At 71.1% G+C, this 19,975-nt stretch carries 18 protein-coding genes; 6 read left to right on the forward strand and 12 right to left on the reverse strand.

What is annotated here, in order from left to right; translation table 11 throughout:
* The first annotated feature begins 320 nt into the window (after window positions 1-320).
* From ABZ312_RS27175 to ABZ312_RS27195, 5 genes are all read left to right on the forward strand, one after another.
* Window positions 321-905, forward strand: a complete 585-nt coding sequence (locus tag ABZ312_RS27175) for a helix-turn-helix domain-containing protein (RefSeq protein WP_500438948.1) — start codon at window positions 321-323, stop codon at window positions 903-905.
* A gap of 92 nt (window positions 906-997) precedes the next feature.
* Complete coding sequence (locus ABZ312_RS27180; RefSeq protein ID WP_500359452.1) at window positions 998-1,894, forward strand: class I SAM-dependent methyltransferase; 897 nt, start codon at window positions 998-1,000, stop codon at window positions 1,892-1,894.
* Window positions 1,895-2,141: 247 nt separating this feature from the next.
* Window positions 2,142-3,215, forward strand: a complete 1,074-nt coding sequence (locus ABZ312_RS27185; RefSeq protein WP_500438949.1) for a PP2C family protein-serine/threonine phosphatase — start codon at window positions 2,142-2,144, stop codon at window positions 3,213-3,215.
* Window positions 3,216-3,645: 430 nt separating this feature from the next.
* Window positions 3,646-6,177, forward strand: coding sequence for a CehA/McbA family metallohydrolase (locus ABZ312_RS27190; protein WP_500438950.1), 2,532 nt, complete (start codon window positions 3,646-3,648; stop codon window positions 6,175-6,177).
* 328 nt (window positions 6,178-6,505) lie between these two features.
* Window positions 6,506-6,991 (forward strand): manganese efflux pump MntP, encoded by a 486-nt coding sequence (locus ABZ312_RS27195; RefSeq protein ID WP_500438951.1) that lies wholly within the window; start codon window positions 6,506-6,508, stop codon window positions 6,989-6,991.
* On the opposite strand, the gene pqqE is transcribed toward ABZ312_RS27195, so the two are convergent.
* The 10 genes from pqqE to ABZ312_RS27245 all read right to left on the reverse strand — a co-directional run bounded on the left by pqqE (window position 6,988) and on the right by ABZ312_RS27245 (window position 17,179).
* Window positions 6,988-8,097, reverse strand: coding sequence for a pyrroloquinoline quinone biosynthesis protein PqqE (gene pqqE, locus ABZ312_RS27200; protein ID WP_500332222.1), 1,110 nt, complete (start codon window positions 8,095-8,097; stop codon window positions 6,988-6,990). The two genes, ABZ312_RS27195 and pqqE, sit on opposite strands and share 4 nt — an antisense overlap.
* Window positions 8,090-8,419 carry a pyrroloquinoline quinone biosynthesis peptide chaperone PqqD gene (gene pqqD, locus ABZ312_RS27205; RefSeq protein ID WP_500332223.1) on the reverse strand — a complete coding sequence of 110 codons (330 nt, stop codon included), beginning with the start codon at window positions 8,417-8,419 and terminating at the stop codon, window positions 8,090-8,092. The genes pqqE and pqqD overlap by 8 nt, the downstream gene beginning before the upstream one ends.
* 5 nt (window positions 8,420-8,424) lie before the next feature.
* Entirely contained in the window at window positions 8,425-9,123 is a 699-nt protein-coding gene (gene pqqC / locus ABZ312_RS27210) for a pyrroloquinoline-quinone synthase PqqC (protein WP_500332224.1), read from the reverse strand.
* Between the two features lie 4 nt (window positions 9,124-9,127).
* Window positions 9,128-10,015 carry a pyrroloquinoline quinone biosynthesis protein PqqB gene (gene pqqB / locus ABZ312_RS27215; RefSeq protein ID WP_500332225.1) on the reverse strand — a complete coding sequence of 296 codons (888 nt, stop codon included), beginning with the start codon at window positions 10,013-10,015 and terminating at the stop codon, window positions 9,128-9,130.
* A gap of 76 nt (window positions 10,016-10,091) precedes the next feature.
* Window positions 10,092-10,187: a pyrroloquinoline quinone precursor peptide PqqA gene (pqqA, locus tag ABZ312_RS27220; RefSeq protein WP_500332226.1), complete on the reverse strand. Its 96-nt coding sequence runs from the start codon at window positions 10,185-10,187 to the stop codon at window positions 10,092-10,094.
* A gap of 46 nt (window positions 10,188-10,233) precedes the next feature.
* Window positions 10,234-11,934, reverse strand: coding sequence for a PQQ-dependent dehydrogenase, methanol/ethanol family (locus tag ABZ312_RS27225; RefSeq protein WP_500332227.1), 1,701 nt, complete (start codon window positions 11,932-11,934; stop codon window positions 10,234-10,236).
* 13 nt (window positions 11,935-11,947) lie between these two features.
* Window positions 11,948-12,409: an MSMEG_3727 family PQQ-associated protein gene (locus tag ABZ312_RS27230; protein ID WP_500332228.1), complete on the reverse strand. Its 462-nt coding sequence runs from the start codon at window positions 12,407-12,409 to the stop codon at window positions 11,948-11,950.
* A 280-nt stretch (window positions 12,410-12,689) separates the two neighbouring features.
* Entirely contained in the window at window positions 12,690-14,834 is a 2,145-nt protein-coding gene (gene katG, locus ABZ312_RS27235; protein ID WP_500359454.1) for a catalase/peroxidase HPI, read from the reverse strand.
* Window positions 14,835-14,963: 129 nt separating this feature from the next.
* Window positions 14,964-16,358: a DNA-binding protein gene (locus ABZ312_RS27240; RefSeq protein WP_500332229.1), complete on the reverse strand. Its 1,395-nt coding sequence runs from the start codon at window positions 16,356-16,358 to the stop codon at window positions 14,964-14,966.
* 200 nt (window positions 16,359-16,558) lie between these two features.
* A complete protein-coding gene (locus ABZ312_RS27245; RefSeq protein WP_500332230.1) occupies window positions 16,559-17,179 on the reverse strand; it encodes a TetR/AcrR family transcriptional regulator in 621 nt (206 codons plus the stop codon).
* 174 nt (window positions 17,180-17,353) lie between these two features.
* On the opposite strand from ABZ312_RS27245, the gene ABZ312_RS27250 reads away from it, so the two are divergent.
* Window positions 17,354-18,394, forward strand: coding sequence for an aldo/keto reductase (locus ABZ312_RS27250; protein ID WP_500332231.1), 1,041 nt, complete (start codon window positions 17,354-17,356; stop codon window positions 18,392-18,394).
* 73 nt (window positions 18,395-18,467) lie between these two features.
* Here the strand turns inward: ABZ312_RS27250 and ABZ312_RS27255 are convergent, their stop codons facing one another.
* Together ABZ312_RS27255 and ABZ312_RS27260 are read right to left on the reverse strand one after the other, a co-directional pair.
* On the reverse strand, window positions 18,468-19,139 hold the full coding sequence (locus ABZ312_RS27255; RefSeq protein ID WP_500332232.1) for a response regulator transcription factor: 672 nt from the start codon (window positions 19,137-19,139) through the stop codon (window positions 18,468-18,470).
* A gap of 63 nt (window positions 19,140-19,202) precedes the next feature.
* Window positions 19,203-19,907 carry a VanZ family protein gene (locus tag ABZ312_RS27260; protein ID WP_500438952.1) on the reverse strand — a complete coding sequence of 235 codons (705 nt, stop codon included), beginning with the start codon at window positions 19,905-19,907 and terminating at the stop codon, window positions 19,203-19,205.
* Window positions 19,908-19,975: the final 68 nt, after the last annotated feature.

Here is a 19,975-nt window from a genome sequence, read left to right on the forward strand (position 1 = left end):
AAGCAGTACGTGGTGTCCAAGGACAACATCAACGGCCTGGAGTGGACCCTCGACCCGTCCACCATCTTCCGCTTCTGGGAGATCCAGAAGGGCGTGACCCAGTAGCCGGTGCGAGGGCGGGCGTCGGCCGGCGGGGACGGTGAAGGGCTCGCGCGGCTCTCCCATCGCGACGACGATGCGCGCAGCCGCGGCGGCCGCGCCCCCTCACGGCCGCCGCGTTGCGCGGCGTGCCGCCGCCACTGCTCGCGGCCCCGGTCCTGGCGGGGTCGAACGGTGACGACGCCGGGCATGCCTTGCCGTGCACGCATAGACTCTTGCTCATGACGCAAGACGATGGTGATCTGGACAGTCTGGTGCGCAAGCGCATCCGCGCCCTGCGTGTGGCCCAGGGCTGGTCCCTGGAGGACCTGGCCGTGCGCGCCAACGTCAGTCAGTCCACGCTCTCCCGCATCGAGAACGGGCAGCGGCGCCTGGCGCTGGACCAGCTCGTCACCCTCGCCCGCGCCCTGGACACCTCCCTGGACCAGCTGGTGGAGACCGCGTCGGACGACGTGGTCTCCCACCCGACGATCGACCGGGCGCGCGGGCAGATGCGCTGGCCGATCAAAGCGGAACCCGGCATGACCGTCATCCGGCAGCGCATGACGAACCCGCCGCCCGACCACCCCTCGGGCATGCGTGCCCACCCGGGCCGTGAATGGCTCGTCATCCTGTCCGGGACCGCGGTCCTGCTCCTGGGCAACCGTCGCCTGCGGATCGAGACCAACCAGGCGGCGGAGTTCCCCACGATGCTCCCGCACGCCATCGGGGCCGAGGGCGGACCCTGCGAGATCCTGGGCATCTTCGACCGCGACGCCCGCCGCGGCCACCAGCGCGGCGAGGCCACCGGGAAGGCGTCACCGTGACGGTTTGCGCCTGCCGCAGCGCGGCCGGGCATCGGCTTGCGCATTCCGGAAGCCGCTGGGCCGCCCGCGGACGCCCGCCTAGCGTGGGCGCCATGAATCACCCCCACCCGCACGCAGCGGACCATGCCGCGCCCCACGTCCACGAGCACGAGCACGAGCACGAGCACGATCACGATCACGACACAGCCGTTCAGGCGGAGATCCTCGACCTGGACGCCGAAGTGCTCGCCGAGCACAACGCGTCCATCACGGACTGGCTGCCCGTCGGGAACAGCCCCCGCCGCATCGTGGACCTGGGCTGCGGGACGGGAGCGGGAACCCTCGCCCTCCTTCGGCGCTTCCCCGCGGCACAGGTGACGGCCGTCGACTCCTCGGCCCCGCACCTGCGCCGCCTGCAGGCGAAGGCAGCCGCGGCCGGAGTGGCCGACCGCGTGCACCTGGTCGAGGCCGACCTCGACGCGGCGGCCTGGCCCGACCTCGGCACCCCGGAACTGGTGTGGGCCTCGGCCTCCCTGCACCACATGACCGAGCCCGACCAGACCCTGCGCCAGGTCCACGACCTGCTCGCCCCGGGCGGACTGTTCGCCGTCGTCGAGCTGGCCGGCTTCCCCCGCTTCCTGCCCGGGGATGCCCCGCAGGACGCCCCGGGCCTGGAGGAGCGCTGCCATGCCGCACTCGACCACCACCACGCCGAGCACATCCCCCACCGCGGCGCCGACTGGGGGACCAAGCTGACGAAGGCCGGCTTCACCATCGAGGGCGAACGGACCCTGACCATCGACGTCGCCCCGCCCCCCACCGACGCGGTCAGCCGTTACGCACTCAGCAGCCTGCGCCGCATGCGCACCACCGTCGCCTCCGCCCTGACGGCGGACGACCTGACCGCCCTCGACCGGCTGCTCGACGCCGACGGTCCCGAGGGCATCCCGCGCCGCACCGACGTGGGCGTCCGTACCGAGCGCACGGTCTGGGCCGCCCGCCGGGCGTGAACCGCTGCCCCTGAACACCGTGACCCGTGCCGCCGGCGTCCGGCGGTGCCCAAGCGGTACAGGGGCCACGGTGCCGGGCACTGCACGGACGGGCAAAGGCCTGTGCACGACGGGGCAAGGGGCCAGGCCGGAATCCTCCCTACGGTCGAGTTGTCCCGTCACGAGTGGGACGCCAATGCGCGGTCCCGGGACCGCTCGCGGATCCGTCGGCTCCCGGCCCGCGCAAGACTGCGAGGGAGTGACGCTGATGACCGACGCCGAACAGTTCGAGGAGCGGCGGGACGAGGGGAAACCGCTGCGGTACCTGGCCGCCGCGAGCGTCGTGGCGTGGATCCTCGCGGTGTGCGCGGTGTGCGTGATCCTGCCGCTGTACTCCCACCCGAGCCTCGCGTGCGGCCTCGCGCCGCTGATCACCGCGGGGACCGCGGCGATGGTGCTCGGACGCGTGAAGGACCGCTACCGCTGCCGGGCGGAGCGGGCGCACGCCGTGTCCGACACCGTCCGGCGGGTCCTGCTCCGGCCGCTCCCCGGGCGCATCGGCGCGCTGGGGCTCGCCTCCATCTACCGTCCCTGCGGGGGCCGGGGACAGGTCGGCGGTGACCTGTACGCGGTCGCGCGCGCGGGCGAGGCGACCCGCCTGATCATCGGTGACGTGTGCGGCAAGGGCCTGCCCACGTTCGAGGACGTCGCGGCCGTGCTCGGGGCCTTCCGCGAATGGGCGCCGCGCGCCGCGACCCTGGCGGAGCTGTCGGCGCGGCTGGAGGAGAGCTTCCTGTTCCACCTGGCCGACAGCGACGACCTCTCCCGCGAGAAGGACGAACGTTTCGTGACGGCGCTTCTGCTGGAGGTGCGGGACGGCGAGCCGTTCGCCCGCATGGTCAACCACGGCCACCCGCCGCCCATACGGGCCCGCCGGGGGAGCGTCGCGCTGGTGGCGGGCTGCCCGGCTCCCCCCTTGGGCCTGTACGGTCTGCGGGACTGCGGTGCCATGGAGGAACGCTTCGAACTGTGCCCCGGGGACACGCTGTTGCTCTACACCGACGGCCTCATGGAGGCCCGCGACGCCGCCGGGCGGTGCTACCCGCTGCTGGAACGCGCCACGACGTGGCGGTGGATCCGCGAGGGCACACCGGGCCACGTGTGCCTGCCCGATGTGCTGGGGGAGATCCTCGAGGATGTCGTCGAGCATTCGGGCGCGCTTCCCGAGGACGACCTGGCGATGGTCGCCCTGACCCGTGTCGAGGAACCGGGAGCGGCCGTGCTGTCCAGGTCGGCCGGTGAGGCCTGGCGCGAGGACGCGGAGCAGTGGCGGCACGGTTGATCACCGGCCCGGTACCACCTGCGGAGGTTCCGAGGAATGCCCGGGGGAGCCGTTTGACCCGGAGGGCAGCCACACCCATAGGGGCGTTTGACCCATGCAGGGGACACGGACCGGCTGTCACAGTGGCGGGGCCGGGAGGACGGCTGGCTCTCCGCGAGGCCGGTCGTGGAAACCGGTTGATCAGCGCTGCCTGGAGGCTGCCACACCCGCGCCCGCGACCTCGCGATGCCCTTCCGCATGGCTCCGGGCCGGTCGGTCGTCCCTTAGGGCGCGTGCACGGGGGAATCGTCCGGGCGGCAAGTGATGCCACATACCCGCAATGGGTGCGAATGGTTCGCTGTTCGTTCATTTCGCGGAAGAAGGCGCGCTTTAGCGTCTCGGGGACTTCACACCGATCCACAGGGGAACGGTGCACGGAAAGGCGCAGTACATGGAGACGACAAGAGGGTCCACCGGGCCGGACCGTGAGCCCGAGGGCCTTTCCCGCCGGCGGTTCGTGGTCATGGCGGGTACCGCCGTCGCGGCGGTCGGCGTCGGTGCGGGCACCGCCGAGGCGGTCAGCGGATCCGCCCTCGAGTCGAACGGCAAGGTCAAGACGGTGGGCGGGAGCTCCGTGCTCAACCGGGCCAAGGCGCCCAAGGGCAAGTGGCTCGCGGGTGACACCCACGTCCACGACGACCATTCGTCGGACGGCAGCGGGCCCCGGCAGACCTCGCACCAGACCCTCCCCGGGAACCTTCCCGTCGGCGACCAGATCGCCCAGGGCGAGAAGGCCGGCCTCGACTTCATGCCCCTGACCGACCACCGGACGTACGACCAGGTCTGGGACCCCCAGTGGAAGTCGTCCAAGCTGCTGTTGCTCCCGGGTGAGGAGGCGAACGGCTCGCCCCACGCCATCGTGCTGGGCAACGTGGACGTGATCGTGGACGGCGCCAACCCGACCGGTTCCGCGGCCTTCCGCCATGTGCAGCAGTCCGTCTGGGACGCGCACGCGCAAGGGGCGGTGTGGTCGCAGGCGCACCCCGACGACGGTGAGTACACGCCGGCGACGGGCCCGAACGCCAACGCGAGCGTCCAAGGCGCGGACCTCGTCGAGGTGCTCAACGTGTCCACCGGTCCGGACGAGCAGGTCGAGTACGCGGAGAACCGCTGGAACGCGGGTTTCCGCTTCGGGGTGGCGGCGGCGAGCGACTGCCACTTCCGCGAGCTGTGGGACATCGACGCCCCCGGGACGCCCACCACCCACGTCTTCGCGGCGAAGCGTTCGGTCCTGGGCATCCTCGACGGGTTCCGCAGCGGCCGTACGACGGTCGCGCAGAACACCGCGGGGCCGTTCCTGACCATCGAGGCCGACGTCGACGGTGACGGCGTGTTCGAGGCGATCGGCGGCGACGAGGTGGTCGTGGCCGACCGCAAGCTGCCCAAGAAGGCCACGCTGCGTGTGAACGTCAGGGGTGGCAAGGGAACCACCGTCCACGTCTACGCGGCTCCCGGTCGATCGGCGGGCCCCATCGCGAGCTACCGGCCGCAACGGGCCAACGAGAGCTACGAACTGCCGCTCGTGCTGAAGGGCACCGACCACGGCTGGTACCGGGCCGAGGCCCGTTCCCCCGGCAGCGCCTCCGGTTCCGACGCCGACCCGAACCTGCCCGACCAGCTCCGCGGTGCCACCTCGCCCGTCTTCGTCTCCGTCGGCGCTCCGGCCGACCCCCGGCCCGAGATCGCGCTCCCGGCCGCCGACACCGCCCACGACGAGGCGGCGTTCGTCACCGGCGACCCGGGCACGTTCACCGGCTTCTCCGATGTCGCGGTCGTGGGCGACGTCACGCACGTCGTGGCGGAGGTGCACGAGAACCAGGCGAGCAAGGTGGTCTACCGCCGGCTCAACGGCAAGGGCAGGATCACCAGGTCCGTCACCTTGTCCGGCCGTTCGGCGACGGCGCGGTTCCCGCGGATCGTCGCGACCTCCCATGACGTGTGGGTGGCCTGGCAGGACGAGCAGGGCAAGGAGCAGCCGCACCGTCCGGTGATCCTCCTGGCGCACAGCGCCGACGGCGGCGGCTCCTTCAAGGCCCCGGCCAAGATCAGCAAGGGCAAGGGGCGTGCCGTCCACCCGGCACTGGCACTGGTCGACGACAAGCATCCGCTGGTCGCCTGGTCCGACAACGGCGAAGGCGCGTTCGACGTGTACGCGCAGATCGTCGGCATCGACAAGGCCGCGGTGAACATCTCCGCGGCGGGCAAGGCGACCGGTCCGGGCGTGCCCGGCGATGCGCGCTCGCCGCGCTACCCCGCCTCGCTGTTCCCGGTCGTCGCCGTCCACGACGGCGAGCACGCCGTGATCAGCTGGCAGGACGACCGCTACGACCCGGACCCGTTGTGGACCGGCCACACCCCGCCCGCGGGCCAGCCGGCCGCCGGCGGTACGGACCCGGACAACTGGCAGGTCCTGGCGTCGGTACGCAAGGCGCCGGGCCGCGGCTGGAGCACTCCGGTCCAGGTCAGCAGGGTCAGTGACCGATCGGACAGGCACCCGGGCCTGACCGTGGACCGGGACGGGACGTTCGTCGCGATCTGGGAGAGCGGTGCGCTCCAGAGCTCCGGCTCCAACCTCCAGCTCCGGGCCAGCCGATCCACCGACGGCGGCACGACCTGGACGGCGTCCGAGAACGTCGCCCTCGACGCCGAAGCCATGAGCCAGTGGGCCAGGCTCGGCGTGGACCCTGACGGCACGGTCCGCGCGGTCTGGTACGACTCCCGCTCGACCGACTGGCGCTGGAAGGTCTTCACCGCCACCCTCGACCGCGAGAAGGGCTGGTCCGACGCCACCCAGGTGAGCCACCAGGGCAACAGCACCTGGCCCGCCCTGCACCGCGGCGTCGTGGTGTTCACCAGCGACCGCGGCGCGACACGTACACAGCGCGACGAGACGCAGCAGATCTTCCGGGCGAAGCTGGTCTGAACCATCGGCATCGGGTCCGTCCGCTACCCCTCCCCCGCGCCTCGGGTTTTCCGTGCGGCCGCAGGCACGCCGGGGGAGGGGGTGCTGCGGCAGGGCAGTTCCGCGGATCAATTGGCCGCGCGCGCCACGGCGAGTAGTGTTGACAGTGCTCCGGAAATCGGTTCCGCGGATTTGTTGCGCGGGACGTCCGGGATATCGTTTCCAACCTGGCGGTCATTCCGCGCGGCGGATTCGGCCCCGCCGTCATCGGTCGTCATCGGGCGGCGACATCGCCATGATCTGGGAAATACTGGTCCTGGGTTTCGTACTCAGTCTCGACAATTTCCGGGTGTCGATCGCGCTCGGCACCGTCCCCTTCGGTCTGAAGCGCGCGGTGCAGGTTGCGCTCACCTTCGGGCTGTGGGACGCGGTCATGCCCTTGGTCGGGCTGTTGATCGGTCGCCGGATAGGGGAATCCATCGGAGACGTCGCCGACTTGGTGGGTGCGGCCGCTCTGGGTGGTTACGGTCTCTACCTCGTCGTCTCGGCCCTTCGGCACCCCGAGCCGGAGGAGTTGGACCATCCGTGGGCGCTGTTCGGCATCCCGCTGACGCTCAGCCTGGACAACCTGCTCGCCGGGGCGAGCCTGGGGATCCTCGGGCTCTCGCCGTGGTTCTCGGCCGCCGTCTTCGGAATCATGACGGCGGTGATGTCGCTGGTCGGGCTGCAGCTGGGTCGGGTCGCGGCGCGCCTCATCCGGATCCGCTCGGACCTGCTGAGCGGGGTCACCTTGATCATCGCCGCTGCCGCGCTGCCGTTGTGGTTCGGCGGCTAGCCGCCCGGGATGCGGTCCGGCCGGCGAACCCGGTGCGGTCGGGGGACCAGCGGTGGGTCGTCGGAACGTGATCCGGCGTTGGCGGCCGCCACCGCCCGGGCGACCAGGTGATGGTCGGGCGACAGGTGGCAGACCGGGTCGGTGCGGGCCGCATCGCCGGTGAGCAGGAACGCCTGGCAACGGCAGCCGCCGAAGTCCAGCTCCCGCCGGAAGCAGCTCCGGCAGGGCTCGGGCATCCAGTCGGTTCCCCGGAACGCGGTCATCACCGGGGACTCGTTCCAGATCCACGCCAGCGAGTCCTCACGCACGCTGGCCCTCGGCAACGGCAGGGACTGGGCGGCCGGGCAGGGCAGGACGTCGCCGTTCGGCGTGACGGTCAGCTGCCGGGACGCCCAGCCGCCCATGCAGGGCTTGGGGTAGCGGCTGTAGTAGTCGGAGATGACGTAGATGACGTCCATGCGGTCCCGCAACCGCTCACGGGCTGCCCGCACGACGACTTCGGCCGCTTCGAGCTGGGCCCGGCTGGGCAGCAGCGCGGCACGGTTGCGCCAGGCCCAGCCGTAGTACTGGGTGTTGGCCAGCTCCAGCCGGTCGGCGCCCACCTCCTCGGCCAGGTCGAGCACGTCGGCGACCCGGTCGATGTTGTGCCGGTGCAGGACCACGTTCATGGTCAGGGGCCAGCCCAGCTCCTTGACCACGTGCATCGCCTCGATCTTGCGCTCGAAGGACGGGACGCCGGCGATCCGGTCGGACGCGGCCGCTTCGTGGGCCTGGATGCTGATCTGCACGTGGTCCAGGCCGGCGGCCCGCAACTGTTCGGCCTTCGAGCGGGAGAGCCCGAGGGCGCTGGTCACGAGGTTGGTGTAGAGGCCCAGGTGGTGGGCGGCCGCCGTGATCTCCACCAGGTCGCGCCGCAGCAGCGGTTCCCCGCCCGACAGGTGGCACTGCAGGACGCCCAGGTCGCCGGCTTCGGCCAGCACCCGCCGCCACTCGTCCGTGGCCAGCTCGTCCTGGTAACCGGCCATGTTCAGCGGGTTGGAGCAGTACGGGCAGGCCAGCGGGCACCGGTAGGTGAGTTCGGCGAGCAACCCGAACGGGCTATCCATCGGTGAGCTCCATCCAGCGCCGGGTGACGAGCCGGGTCAGGAACCGCCGCACCTCGTCCTCCGGGACGGTCTGGTAGCGGGCGCCCAGCTCGGTCACGATCTCGGCCACGGTGTGCTGCCCGTCGCACAGCTGGAGGATCGCCGCGCCGCTGCCGTTCAGGACCACCACCGTCTCGGGGTGCAGCAGTACCTGACGCTGCCTGGTCCGGCAGAAGGTGAGCCGGACATGACGCGCCAGCCGGGGCCGGTCCGGGCCGCACACCTCGACACCGGGTCCGGTCCTGGTCCTGCTCCGGGTCGCTCCTGGGGGTGTCGGGTCCATGGCGGTCACTCCGGGTAGGCCTGGTCGATGGCGTCCATGAGACTCCACAGGACGTCGCACTTGAACGAGAGCGCGTCGACGGCGCGCGCCTGCGACTCGGCGGACAGGCAGTGCGACGTGACCACCTGGAGGGCGTGCTCGCAGTCGCGCGGGGCCTGCTCCAGGCGGGTGCGGAAGTAGGCGAGGCCGTCGGGGTCGATCCACGGGTACCAGCGCTCGAAGGCGGCCAGGCGAGCGGCCATCAGGTCGGGCGCGAACAGTTCCGTGAGCGAGGACGCCACCGCCTCCACCCACGGGCGGGTCCGGGCGAAGTTCACGTAGGCGTCGACGGAGAACCGCACGCCCGGTACCAGGTGCCGGTGGTCCCGGACCTCGTCGCGGGTCAGCCCGGTGGCCTCGCCCAGGCGCAGCCACGCCTCGATGCCGCCCTCGCCGGCGGCGCTGCCGTCGTGGTCGGTGATCCGTCGGATCCAGCGGCGGCGGACGTCGAGGTCGGGGCAGTTGGAAAGGATCGCGGCGTCCTTGCGGGGGATGTTCTCCTGGTAGTAGAAGCGGTTGGCCACCCAGCCGCGGATCTGCCGATGGCTCAGCCGGCCTGTGTTCATCCGGACGTGGAAGGGGTGTTGGTCGTGGTACCGCCGCGAGTGGGCCCGCAACGCCTCGACGAAGTCGTCGGCGCCGGTTCTCGTGGTTGTCGTCGTCACGGCTCTACACCTGGATCTCGAGGCCGTCGGTGGCCACCTCTATGCCGCTTTCCCGCAGGATGTGCCGCTCGGGTGCGTCCTCCAGGAGGATCGGGTTGGTGTTGTTGACGTGCACGAGGACCGTCCGTCCCGCGGCCAGCGACGGGAGCCGGGCCAGGCTGCCGTCCGGGCCGTCGATGGGCAGGTGGCCCATCTCCCGGGCCGTCTTGCCGGCCAGCCCGAGCCGTACGAGCTCGTCGTCGCGCCAGCAGGTCCCGTCGAACAGCAGGCATCCGCAGCCCTCGAGCTCCGCGCACAGCGCCGGCGTCAGCGACTGCACGGCGGGCAGGTAGACCAGCGTCCCCCCGCTGCGTTCGTCGGTCAGCCGGTAGCCCACGACGCGGCCGTGGTCCGCCTCGGCCCCGAACCGGGCGCGTTTGACGGTCGGTACGTCGAACGCGCGGCAGGACAGCCCGTCCGCCAGGGCCAGGTCGGTGCCGGGGATCACTGCCCGCCACTCGACGGTGCAGTAGTGCTGGAGCGTGCTCAGGATTCCCGAGCCGTCACACAGGGTCTTGTGTGCCGCCGGAGTGGCGTACACCCGCAGGACACGGGCCTCGCGCAACAGCAGCAGACCCAGCGTGTGGTCCAGCTCGGCGTCGGTGAGCAGCACCGCTTCCAGCGGCGTCGTCCGGTCGCCCTGCGGGTGCAGGCCCGGGAAGGCCTCGAACTGGGCGCGGAGGTCGGGTGAGGCGTTGACGAGGAACCACCGGCAGCGGTCGGCGCTGACGGCGATCGAGGACTGGGTGCGCGGGGGGCCGGCCCCTGAGCGGACCGCGCCGCACACGGGGCAGCCGCAGTTCCACTGCGGGGACCCGCCCCCCGCCGCCGAGCCCAGCACTCGCAGCAACACGCCGGCACTCCGTTCGTCGAATGTCCGGGTCCGTCGTCGGCCCGGCCGCCTCTCGGCGTCCCGAGCCGTCGGTCCGCTAGTCCTCCAGCCGGGCGACGTACATGGTCACCTCGGCCGCGACCGCGATCTCCTCGAACTCGGGCGTCTCCCACACAACGAGCTGGGGTTCCATGGATTCACCTCCTCTCTGGCCGGTCACGGCAAGATCCGGTCGCGCGCTACGACCATTCCGGGAGGGCGAAGGTGATCAGGGCGCTCCCGTGTCCCGCGCCGAGCATGCCGGGGAGGAATCCCTCGGCCCACCCGCCCCAGCCGACCGGTACGGCGATGTACTGCCTGTCGTCGACCATGTAGGTGGTCGGGCTGCTGTGGTGGCCGCTCCCGCACTGGAACTGCCACAGCCCCTGCCCGGTGCGGGCGTCGAGCGCGTTGAACTCGCCGGACGGCTCACCGGCGAACACCAGGTCACCACCGGTGGCCAGCACCGAGGCGCACATCGGCAGTTCGTTGCGCCAGCGCCACTTCTCCTCGCCGTCGGCGTCGAACGCGCTGACGGACCCCGCCATGTCCTCGATGTCCACCTGAACGCCCGCGCCCCAGTACGGGATGCTCTCCTTGAACTCCCGGCGCCGCCGGGTGGCCGTGGCACCCGTGTCCTGGACGGGCACGTAGAACAACTCGGACTTCGGGCTGTAGGCCGCGTGGGTCCATTCCTTCGCGCCTGCCGGACCCGGGTAGAAGTGGACGGGTACTCCCTCCTCGTCGGGGTACAGCTTGGCCGTCACCCGGCCGTCCCTCGTGATGGCCCCCCACGTGATGCGGTCCACGAAGGGGGTGATCCCGACCCTCGCCCCGTTGATGCGGTCGAGGACGAAGAAGTAGCCGTTCTTGTCGAAGTGCCCGAGCAGTTTGCGCCCGTCCCGCTCGAACAGGATGCACTCGGCGATGCTGTCGTAGTCCCACACGTCGTGCGGGGTGCACTGGTAGTGCCAGCGGATCTGACCGCTGTCGACGTCGACGGCGATGACGCAGTCGGTGAAGAGGTTGTCACCCTCGCGGACAGCTCCGTCGAAGTCGGGCGCCGGGTTGCCGGTGCCGACGTACAGCAGGTTCGTCTCCGGGTCGAACGTGCCGGTGACCCAGCAGTTCGCCCCACCACGCGCCCAGGCCTCGCCGTGGGCGGGCCAGGTCTCCGAGCCCGGCTCCCCGGGCTTGGGCACCGTGTAGCAGCGCCACTGGTGCTCGCCGGTGGCGAGGTCGAACGCGTCGAGGTGGCCGCGTACGCCGAACTCGCCGCCGGAACTGCCGACGATGACCATGTTCTTCACGATCAGCGGGGCGAGTGTGGCGCTCTCCCCAGCGCGGACATCACCGTAGGTCGTGTCCCAGACCCGCTTTCCGGTGGTGGCGTCGAGGGCGAGCAGACGGGCGTTCGGCGTGACGGAGAAGACTTTCCCCTGGGCCACGGCGACCCCCCGGTTCACGTTCCCGCAGCACAAGGACACGTCGAAGGGGACCGCGTGCTTGTACCGCCAGATTTCCACGCCGGTCTTCGCGTCGAGGGCCCAGACCCAGCCGTCCCAGCCGGACACGAACATGACCCCGTCGACGACGATCGGGGCGGCCTCGAACGAGTAGGTCGACGCGCCCGCGATCAGTCCGGTCGTGCCCGCCTGGAAGACCCATGCGGGGACGACGCGCTTGACGCTCTCGGTGTTGATCTGGTCCAGCGGGCTGTACCGCTGCCCGTTGTAGGCGCCGTAGTAGGTGAGCCAGTTGTGCGGCTCCTGGCGGGCGTTGAGCATGCGCTCGTAGTCGAGGCCGGCCACCACCGGCGGCGCGACCTCCCCGCCCGCGACCTTGCCGCTCAGCAACCCCTGGTCGACTGCCTCACCCGCGTCCACGTAGTCGAGGGACATCTCCTCCTCCTTCCTACGGCCGCGGTTGCTCGGGGCGGTCGAGGCGAGCCTCCGGCGGAGCCTCTCCCAGGACGACGATGGCCCCGGTCAACCCCCGGCCCTCGTCGTTGCCCGTGGGCGAGCAGTACCAGTAGTAGCCCGGTCCGTCGAGGTTGAGGGTCGCCCGTCCGCGCGAATGGTTCACCAGCCAGATGAACTTCCGGTCGCCATTGCTCGGCAGGAGCGCGCAGTGCGTGTTCAGGTCGTCATTGATGAGCTCGAGCTCGATATCGCCTCCATGGGGCATGACCAGAATTGATGGATCCCAGATCAGCTCATCCGGGTGGATTCGAATGGTGGCCTGCATGGTGCCGTCCGGTTTCTCGGCGGCATATCCGATGCTCCCGGTTCCCAGCACTTGACCCAGCGCTGCTTTGTTCTGTTCGACCAACCCGATCTTGTCCAGCAGGTCGGATCGCTCCTGCGTGGTCGTCATCGGGGCTTCACTCTCCTCATGCCGAATCGCTGTGTCCACTTCCGCCGGCGGCGGTGCTTCGCGGCCGGTCGCACACCTTCCTTCGAAAATGTTCTCCGAATTGACGTGGAATTCGGCGCGGGTGGATTTAATTGCTCCGAAAAGCGGACAATCTGCTACCCGATAAGCACGCTACGCCGTATGGATCACACCGACAAGGGTGAGCGCGCGTGCGGGCCGGCTCATGCCGTTCGCCCGCGACCGGCTACCGTTCGTCCCCCATGTGCCACCGTTGGGAGGATCAAGCGAGGTCGTACCGGTCGAGGCACATGACCTTGTCCCACGCGGAGACGAAGTCCTTCACGAACTTCTCCCGTGCGTCGTCGCTCGCGTAGACCTCCGCGACCGCACGCAGCTCGGCGTTCGAGCCGAAGACGAGGTCGACGCGGCTGCCGGTCCACTTGACCTCGCCGGTCGCCCGGTCGCGGCCCACGAAGGTTTCGGCGGTCGTGGACGCCGGCTCCCACTCCGTGCGCGTGTCGAGCAGGTTCACGAAGAAGTCGTTGCTCAGCGACCCGGGCTTCGCGGTGAAGACGCCCAGCGGCGATTGACGGTGGTTGGCGCCCAGCACCCGCAGGCCACCGACCAGGACGGTCATCTCGGGCGTGCTCAGGTCCAACAGGTTCGCGCGGTCGACCAGCAGGTGCTCCGACGGCAGCCGGTCGGCCTTGCCGCGGTAGTTGCGGAACCCGTCCGCGGTCGGCTCGAGGGCGGCGAATGACTCCACATCGGTCCACTCCTGTGTGGCGTCCGTGCGTCCCGGAAGGAAGGGGACGTGCACGTCGTGGCCGGCCGTCCCGGCGGCCCGCTCGACGGCGGCGGCCCCGCCGAGCACGATGAGGTCGGCCAGCGAGATCCTCGCGTCCCCGGCTTGGGAGCCGTTGAAGGCCTCCTGGATCCCCTCCAGGGTGCGCAGCACCTGTGCCAGCGTGTCGGGCTCGTTGACCTCCCACCCCCGTTGCGGCTCGAGGCGGATGCGCGCGCCGTTCGCCCCGCCGCGCCTGTCGCTGACGCGGAACGTCGACGCCGACGCCCACGCGGTCGAGACGAGCTGGGAGACCGATAGCCCGCAGGCGAGGAGCCGGCTCTTGAGCACGGCGATGTCCGCGGCCCCGACGAGCTCGTGGTCCACGGCGGGGACCGGGTCCTGCCACGGCAGCGTCTCCCGGGGGACCAGCGGTCCGAGGTAGCGCTGGACCGGGCCCATGTCGAGGTGCGTCAGCTTGAACCAGGCCCGCGCGAACGCGTCCGCCAACTGGTCCGGGTTGTCCAGGAAGCGCCGTGAGATCGGCTCGTAGCCCGGGTCCGACCGCAGCGCCAGGTCCGTCGTCAGCATGGTCGGGGCGTGCGTCGTCGACGGGTCGTGGGCGTCCGGGACCGTACCGGCCCCGCCGCCGTCCCGCGGGACCCACTGCCACAGACCGGCGGGGCTCAGTTCCAGGTCCCACTCGTAGCCGAACAGGGTCTCGAAGAAGCTGTTGTCCCACGTCGTGGGGGTGGGCGTCCACGTACCGTCGAGCCCGCTGGAGATGGTGTCCGTGCCCTTCCCGGTGCCGTAGCTGCTCTTCCATCCCAGGCCCTGTTCCTCGAGCGGGGCGCCCTCGGGCCCGGGGCCGAGGTGGGCGTCCGGGGCGGCCGCGCCGTGGGTCTTGCCGAACGTGTGGCCGCCTGCGATCAACGCGACGGTCTCCTCGTCGTTCATCCCCATGCGCCGGAAGGTCTCGCGGATGTCCCGTGCCGAGGCGAGCGGGTCCGGGACGGTGTTCGGCCCCTCCGGGTTGACGTAGATGAGGCCCATCTGGTCGGCGGCAAGGGGGCGCTGCAGTTCCCGGACGCCGCCGTGGCGTTCGTCGCCGAGCCAGGCGTGCTCGGGACCCCAGTAGACGTCCTCGTCGGGCTCCCACACCTCCGCCCGGCCGCCGGCGAAGCCGAAGGTCGTGAAACCCATCGTCTCCAGGGCGCGGTTGCCCGCGAAGACCATCAGGTCGGCCCAGGAGATCTTGCGGCCGTACTTCTTCTTCACCGGCCAGAGCAGCCGGCGCGCCTTGTCGAGGTTGCGGTTGTCCGGCCAGCTGTTCAGCGGCGCGAACCGCTGCATGCCGGCGCCCGCGCCACCGCGGCCGTCGTGGATGCGGTAGGTCCCGGCGCAGTGCCAGACCATCCGGACCACGAGCGGCCCGTAGTGGCCGAAGTCGGCCGGCCACCACTCCTGCGACGTGGTCAGCGCGTCGTCGACGTCGCGCGCCAGGGCGTCGAGGTCCAGCGTGTGGAACGCCGCCGCGTAGTCGAAGTCCTCACCCATGGGATCGGCCTCGGCGGGGTGTTTCCGCAGGACCCTCAGGTCGAGCCGGTTCGGCCACCAGTCGCGGTTGCTCGCGCGTCCGATCGGCCGGCCGCGGTGCCCGGTGACGGAGAGGCCGAGGCCGCCCGCGTTGCCGGCGTCCGTCTCGCCGGCAACGGCGTCCGGGATGTCGGACACGGGGATCTCCTTCCGGATCAGAGGGTGCGTCGTGGTTCAGATGTTCAGCGCGCGACGCACGGCGGGCGCGTTCCGCCGGGAAACCGGCACCATCTCGTTCGTCCGGTCGTCCATGACCAGGGACAGCTCGCCCTTGAGCCCGCGCTCGACCTCCCGGATGCGGCTCAGATTGACCACGTAACGGCGGTGCACCCGCAGGAAGCCGACATCCGCCAGATCGCTGTCGAGCTTGTCCAGGCTCAGGGAGGCGGCTCGCAATCGACCTTGATCGGTGGAGAGCCACACGTCGTTTCCGTGCGATTCGGCGAAGGAGACTTCCGGCAGTCGCAGCAGCACCATCCGGTTGTCGCGCATCGCGACCAGTCGGCGCGGCGGCACCCGAGGGTGGGAGGAACCCTCCCTTTGGGGCAGCCGCGCCCCGTCGGAAACCCCGAACAGGACCAGGTTCCCGATCAGGTGCCCGGAGGAGAAGACGGGCCGGATGGTGATCGTCGTCGGCTCGTCGGCCAGGTGGGCGAAGATCTGCGTCGAGCCGACCCAGTCGGGATCGTGGGCCCCTTGCCTGCTGGCATACCGGGCGGCCGCGATGAATTCCGGCAGCCCGGGGTTCCAACGCAGGGTGGGGTCGATCGCCGGGGTGTACGCGGGGACGCCCAGGAGCACGCTCGCCATGTCGTCGGCGATCACCACCTTGCCGGCGGTGTCCACGGCGGCGAGCGCCGCACCGGACGTCGCCCTGGCCTGGGTGTAGGCCGCGACCAACTCCGCGCCGCTGTCCCGGGCGCGTCTCTTCAGCGGGTACCGGGTCATGGTGACGGCGCCGGCCAGCCAGCTTTCGGCGGCCGCGGGAAGCCCGTTGCGCCAGAAGGAGACGTTGAGGACCGCGATCGGTTCCCTGGTCACCACGTCACGCACCGCGATGCCCGCGCACACCCAGTTGTGGAACGCCTGGCACCAGTGCTCCGCTCCCCTGATCGGCACCGGGCCGTGCGCCTCGAGCGCCGTGCCCATGCCGTTCGTACCGACCGCGCACTCGGACCAGCAGAACCAGGGCGCCAGATTGCAGTCGTCGGCTCGGGCGAGCGTGGCGTGATCACCCCACGCGGCCAGGATCCGGCCGGTGGCGTCGGTGACGGTGACGAGCCCACCGAGGTTGCCCGCTTCATGTGCCACGGCGGCGGCACGGAAGCCCAGCTCGGCGAAGACCACGTCGTGCTCGGGCGTGTGGTCGGGCTCCGTGACGGCCGGCGGAGCCTTCGTGAGGTGGGGATCGACTCGGTACTGCTCTCGGCAGCGCTGCCAGGAGATCGCCACCAGGGGCCGCACACCGGGGACGTGGTCCTCGCCCTGCACGAACCGTTCCCACGCCGCGAGAACGGGGCCGCCGCCGAGGTTCGCCGCGTTGGGCTCAAGCCGATGTGTGCTTCTCATGGTTCAGAACCGCCCTTGGTCCATCCCCAATGCCGGCGGCGTGCCCGCGGTCCGGGCCGGTCACCGCTCGTGGCGGCCGGGCCTGCGCGGACTGCGTACCGCGTCGCGGGTCTCCCTGCTCCGTCACCCGTTCCGGGCTGTGTCACAGACTCCACTGCCCACCCTAGTACCGTCGGCGGGCTGCGGACGCCCCGTGGGCACTAGCCGATGGGGCGGCGGTAGACGCCGTGCCACCAGGTGCGTGCCAGTTCGCGGGCGAACGCGGGGTCGCCGGCGGGATCTCCGGTGGTGACCTGGTCGGTCAGGGCGCGCTCGCCGCCGGTGACGATGATCCGGGTGGCGCTGACGGGGTCGAGGTCGGCGGGGGTGCGGCCGGCCTCCTGTTCGTCGCGGAGGATCTTGATGGTCCAGTCGGTGAACTGGTGGAGTTCGGCGGTGAAGTAGTCGCGCACGGCCGTGTCGTAGGTGGCGACCTCGGCGAGTGCCCGCCGGACGGCGGCGTGCCGGCGGTAGACCTCGATGACGTGCAGGAAGGCCTCCTCGAGGCCTTCGACGCCGGCCGAGGGCTGCCAGGCCGAGGTGAGGTCGAAGGACGAGGCCATGAGCCGGCCGGCCAGGCGCAGCAGTAGGTCGACCTTGTCGCGGAAGTGGCTGTAGAAGGTCGAGCGGGCGACGCCGGCCTCGGTGCAGATCTGCTGCACGCCCAGTTCGGTGAAGTTCGCGCCGCCTGCCAGCAGGCGCTGGGTGGCGTCCAGGACGTCCGCCTCGGCCGAGGTGGGGCGGCCGACCTTGGCGGTGCGGCGTCGGGTGATCGAAGGCATGTCCGGATCCTGGGGTCGTCGCGGGCGGGGGCCCGGCAGCGAACGTCACATTACACCGCGTCCGGACATCGTGTAGCGTAATTTCCGGACGCGCTGTCCGGATGCGGTGACCGGAAAGGCTGGGGTCTCCCGGTCACCCGCGCGAGCAAGTACGTGTGCGATGAGGAGTGACTGGTGAAATATCGTCTGCTGGGACGCACCGGGGTCTGGGTCTCCGAGATCTCCCTGGGTGCGATGACGTTCGGCGGCAAGGACCACCCGGTGTACGGCCCCCATGGGGCACTGGGGCAGCAGGACGTGGACCGGGTGGTCGGCGCGGCACTGGACGCCGGGATCAACTTCCTGGACACCGCGGACGTCTACGCCGACGGAGAGAGCGAGGAACTGCTCGGCCGGGCGGTCGGGCGGCGCCGGCGGGACGTCGTGCTGGCGACCAAGCTCCTCGCTCCCGTCGGGCCGGGGCCCAACGACCAGGGCCTGTCGCGTCTGCACGTGATGCGGGCCCTGGAGGACAGCCTGCGCCGGCTGGGGACCGACTACGTCGACCTCTACCAGATCCACAACTACGACCACGTGACGCCGCTGGAGGAGACGCTGAGCGCCCTCGACGACGCGGTGCGCCAGGGCAAGGTCCGCTACATCGGCTGCTCCAACCTGGCCGCCTGGCAGATCAGCAAGGCGCTGGGCATCTCCGCACTGCAGCACCGGGCGGCGTTCGTCGCCAACCAGACCCACTACTCCTTGGTGGCCCGCGACGCCGAGCGTGACCTGGTGCCCCTGGCCGAGGACTCGGGGCTGGGCCTGACGGTGTGGCAGCCGCTGGCCGGCGGATTCCTGACCGGCAAGTTCGACCGCGGCGGGGTGACCACGGAACCGGACTCCCGCCGGGCCCGGAACGGCTTCGACTTCGTACCGTTCGACGAGGAGCGGGGCTTCGCGGTGCTCGACGTGGTCCGGGGCGTCGCCGCGCGGCACGAGGTCGGCCCGGCCCGGGTCGCCCTGGCCTGGCTGCTGGCGCAGCGCGCCGTCACCAGCGTGATCGTCGGCGTCCGCACGGTGGAGCAGCTCGCGGACGACGTCGCCGCCGTCGGCCTGACGCTGACCGAGCAGGACCTCGCCGAGCTCGACGAGGTCAGCCGGCCGCCGCTCGCCTACCCGAACTGGATCCAGCAGTGGTTCGCCCCGACCCGGATCCCGGCGGGCAACCTGGCCTGACCGGCCGCCGCCTCGGCGCCGGCAGCGCCTCCGGGGCCCGGTTCGCCGCGGGCGGGCACCGGGCCCCGGGCGTCTACGTACGCGCGCCGGTGTCGATCCGGTATCCGACGCCGGGCACCGTGGCGATGATCCATGGTTCGCCGAGTCGTTTGCGCAGCGCGGAGACGGTGATGCGCACGGCGTTGGTGAGGGGGTCGGCGTTCTCGTCCCAGGCCCGTTCCAGTAGCTCTTCGGCGCTGACGACCCCGCCTTCGGCGGCGACGAGGACTTCCAGCACGGCGAATTGCTTGCGGGTGAGCGCGACGTAGCGTGCGTCGCGGAAGACCTCCCGGCGGAAGGGGTCGAGCCGCAGGCCCGCGATCTCGCGGACGGGGGGCCGGGCGTACGCGCGTCGGCGGTCGAGCGCCCTCAGCCGCAGGACGAGCTCCCGCAGCTCGAACGGTTTGGTGAGGTAGTCGTCGGCGCCGAGCCCGAACCCGGAAGCCTTGTCGTCGATCCGGTCGGCGGCGGTGAGCATGAGGATCGGGATGCCGCTGCCGGAGGCGACGATGTGCCGCGCGACCTCGTCGCCGGAGGGGCCGGGGATGTCGCGGTCGAGGACCGCGAGGTCGTACGAGTGGACGCCGAGCAGTTCCAGCGCGGAGTCGCCGTCGCCGGCGATGTCGGCGGCGATCGCCTCCAGCCGCAGACCGTCGCGGACGGCTTCCGCCAGGTAGGGCTCGTCCTCCACGATCAGTACGCGCATGTCCGAAGCCTAGGCGCCACGACGTATCGCCGACGTATGCGACGACGTGTGCCCACCGGACGCTCAGCCTGCCCGTGCCGGCGCAGGGCGAGGCCGGTCCGAGGGCGCTTGCGCCGTGGTGCGCCACCAGCGGCGCGACGCCAGCGCGGCCAGCACGGCGCCTGCGGCGTTGACCAGGACGTCGTCCACGGAGGACACCCGGTCCAACTGCAGGACGTACTGCGCGGTTTCGACCAGGACCGAGCAGCCCGCCCCGAGCGCCAGGATCCGTGGCACGGACGCCAGCGCCGCGAACCGCATCGGGGCGAAGAACCCCAGCGCCGCGAAGACCAGCAGGTTGCCGACGATCCCGAGCGGCCCCATCGTGACCAGGTCCCGCAGCGGTACCAGGCTCACCCGGGCGGGGACGACGCCGGTCCCGCCGCCCGGCATCATGGTCAGCCACAGGAACGGCACCGTCCCGTGGACCATGCCCACCTCGGCCAGCGACATCCGCCAGGCCGACGTGCCGCCGACGGCACGCCGACCGCGCGCCAGAACCCACACCACCAGCAAGGCCAACGGCAGCGCGATCAACGTCATGAGCGCCACACCGTTGAACGTGTCGAAGCAGCCGTGCCACCGCCCTGCCATGCACATCGGAGCGGACATCATGAGCGGGCGCCGCACGAGGGACGCGGCGCCCGCCACGCCGAGGATCACCAGGCCGAGGAGCACGATCCTGCGCATGCGGGGGAGCGGTGCTGACGGGGATGCGTTGTCGTTCACGCCCCCATTGGAGACGCGGGGCCGTTGCGGTGGCGTATGCGCTTTTCGATACGCCCGCGATACACGGG

This window comes from Streptomyces sp. NPDC006207 (genome assembly GCF_040613835.1).
In the GTDB taxonomy this organism is placed as follows: Bacteria; Actinomycetota; Actinomycetes; order Streptomycetales; family Streptomycetaceae; genus Actinacidiphila.

What these genes read in the sequence shown, in the direction of transcription:
- ABZ312_RS27225 (WP_500332227.1), bottom strand. Translation starts at nt 11,934, where the DNA reads ATGTCCCTCGACTACGTGGACGCGGGTGAGGCAGTCGACCAGGGGTTG.
- pqqE (WP_500332222.1), bottom strand. Translation starts at nt 8,097, where the DNA reads ATGGATAGCCCGTTCGGGTTGCTCGCCGAACTCACCTACCGGTGCCCG.
- ABZ312_RS27180 (WP_500359452.1), top strand. Translation starts at nt 998, where the DNA reads ATGAATCACCCCCACCCGCACGCAGCGGACCATGCCGCGCCCCACGTC.
- pqqD (WP_500332223.1), bottom strand. Translation starts at nt 8,419, where the DNA reads ATGGACCCGACACCCCCAGGAGCGACCCGGAGCAGGACCAGGACCGGA.
- ABZ312_RS27185 (WP_500438949.1), top strand. Translation starts at nt 2,142, where the DNA reads ATGACCGACGCCGAACAGTTCGAGGAGCGGCGGGACGAGGGGAAACCG.
- ABZ312_RS27245 (WP_500332230.1), bottom strand. Translation starts at nt 17,179, where the DNA reads ATGCCTTCGATCACCCGACGCCGCACCGCCAAGGTCGGCCGCCCCACC.
- ABZ312_RS27190 (WP_500438950.1), top strand. Translation starts at nt 3,646, where the DNA reads ATGGAGACGACAAGAGGGTCCACCGGGCCGGACCGTGAGCCCGAGGGC.
- ABZ312_RS27240 (WP_500332229.1), bottom strand. Translation starts at nt 16,358, where the DNA reads ATGAGAAGCACACATCGGCTTGAGCCCAACGCGGCGAACCTCGGCGGC.
- ABZ312_RS27230 (WP_500332228.1), bottom strand. Translation starts at nt 12,409, where the DNA reads ATGACGACCACGCAGGAGCGATCCGACCTGCTGGACAAGATCGGGTTG.
- pqqA (WP_500332226.1), bottom strand. Translation starts at nt 10,187, where the DNA reads ATGGAACCCCAGCTCGTTGTGTGGGAGACGCCCGAGTTCGAGGAGATC.
- ABZ312_RS27175 (WP_500438948.1), top strand. Translation starts at nt 321, where the DNA reads ATGACGCAAGACGATGGTGATCTGGACAGTCTGGTGCGCAAGCGCATC.
- ABZ312_RS27255 (WP_500332232.1), bottom strand. Translation starts at nt 19,139, where the DNA reads ATGCGCGTACTGATCGTGGAGGACGAGCCCTACCTGGCGGAAGCCGTC.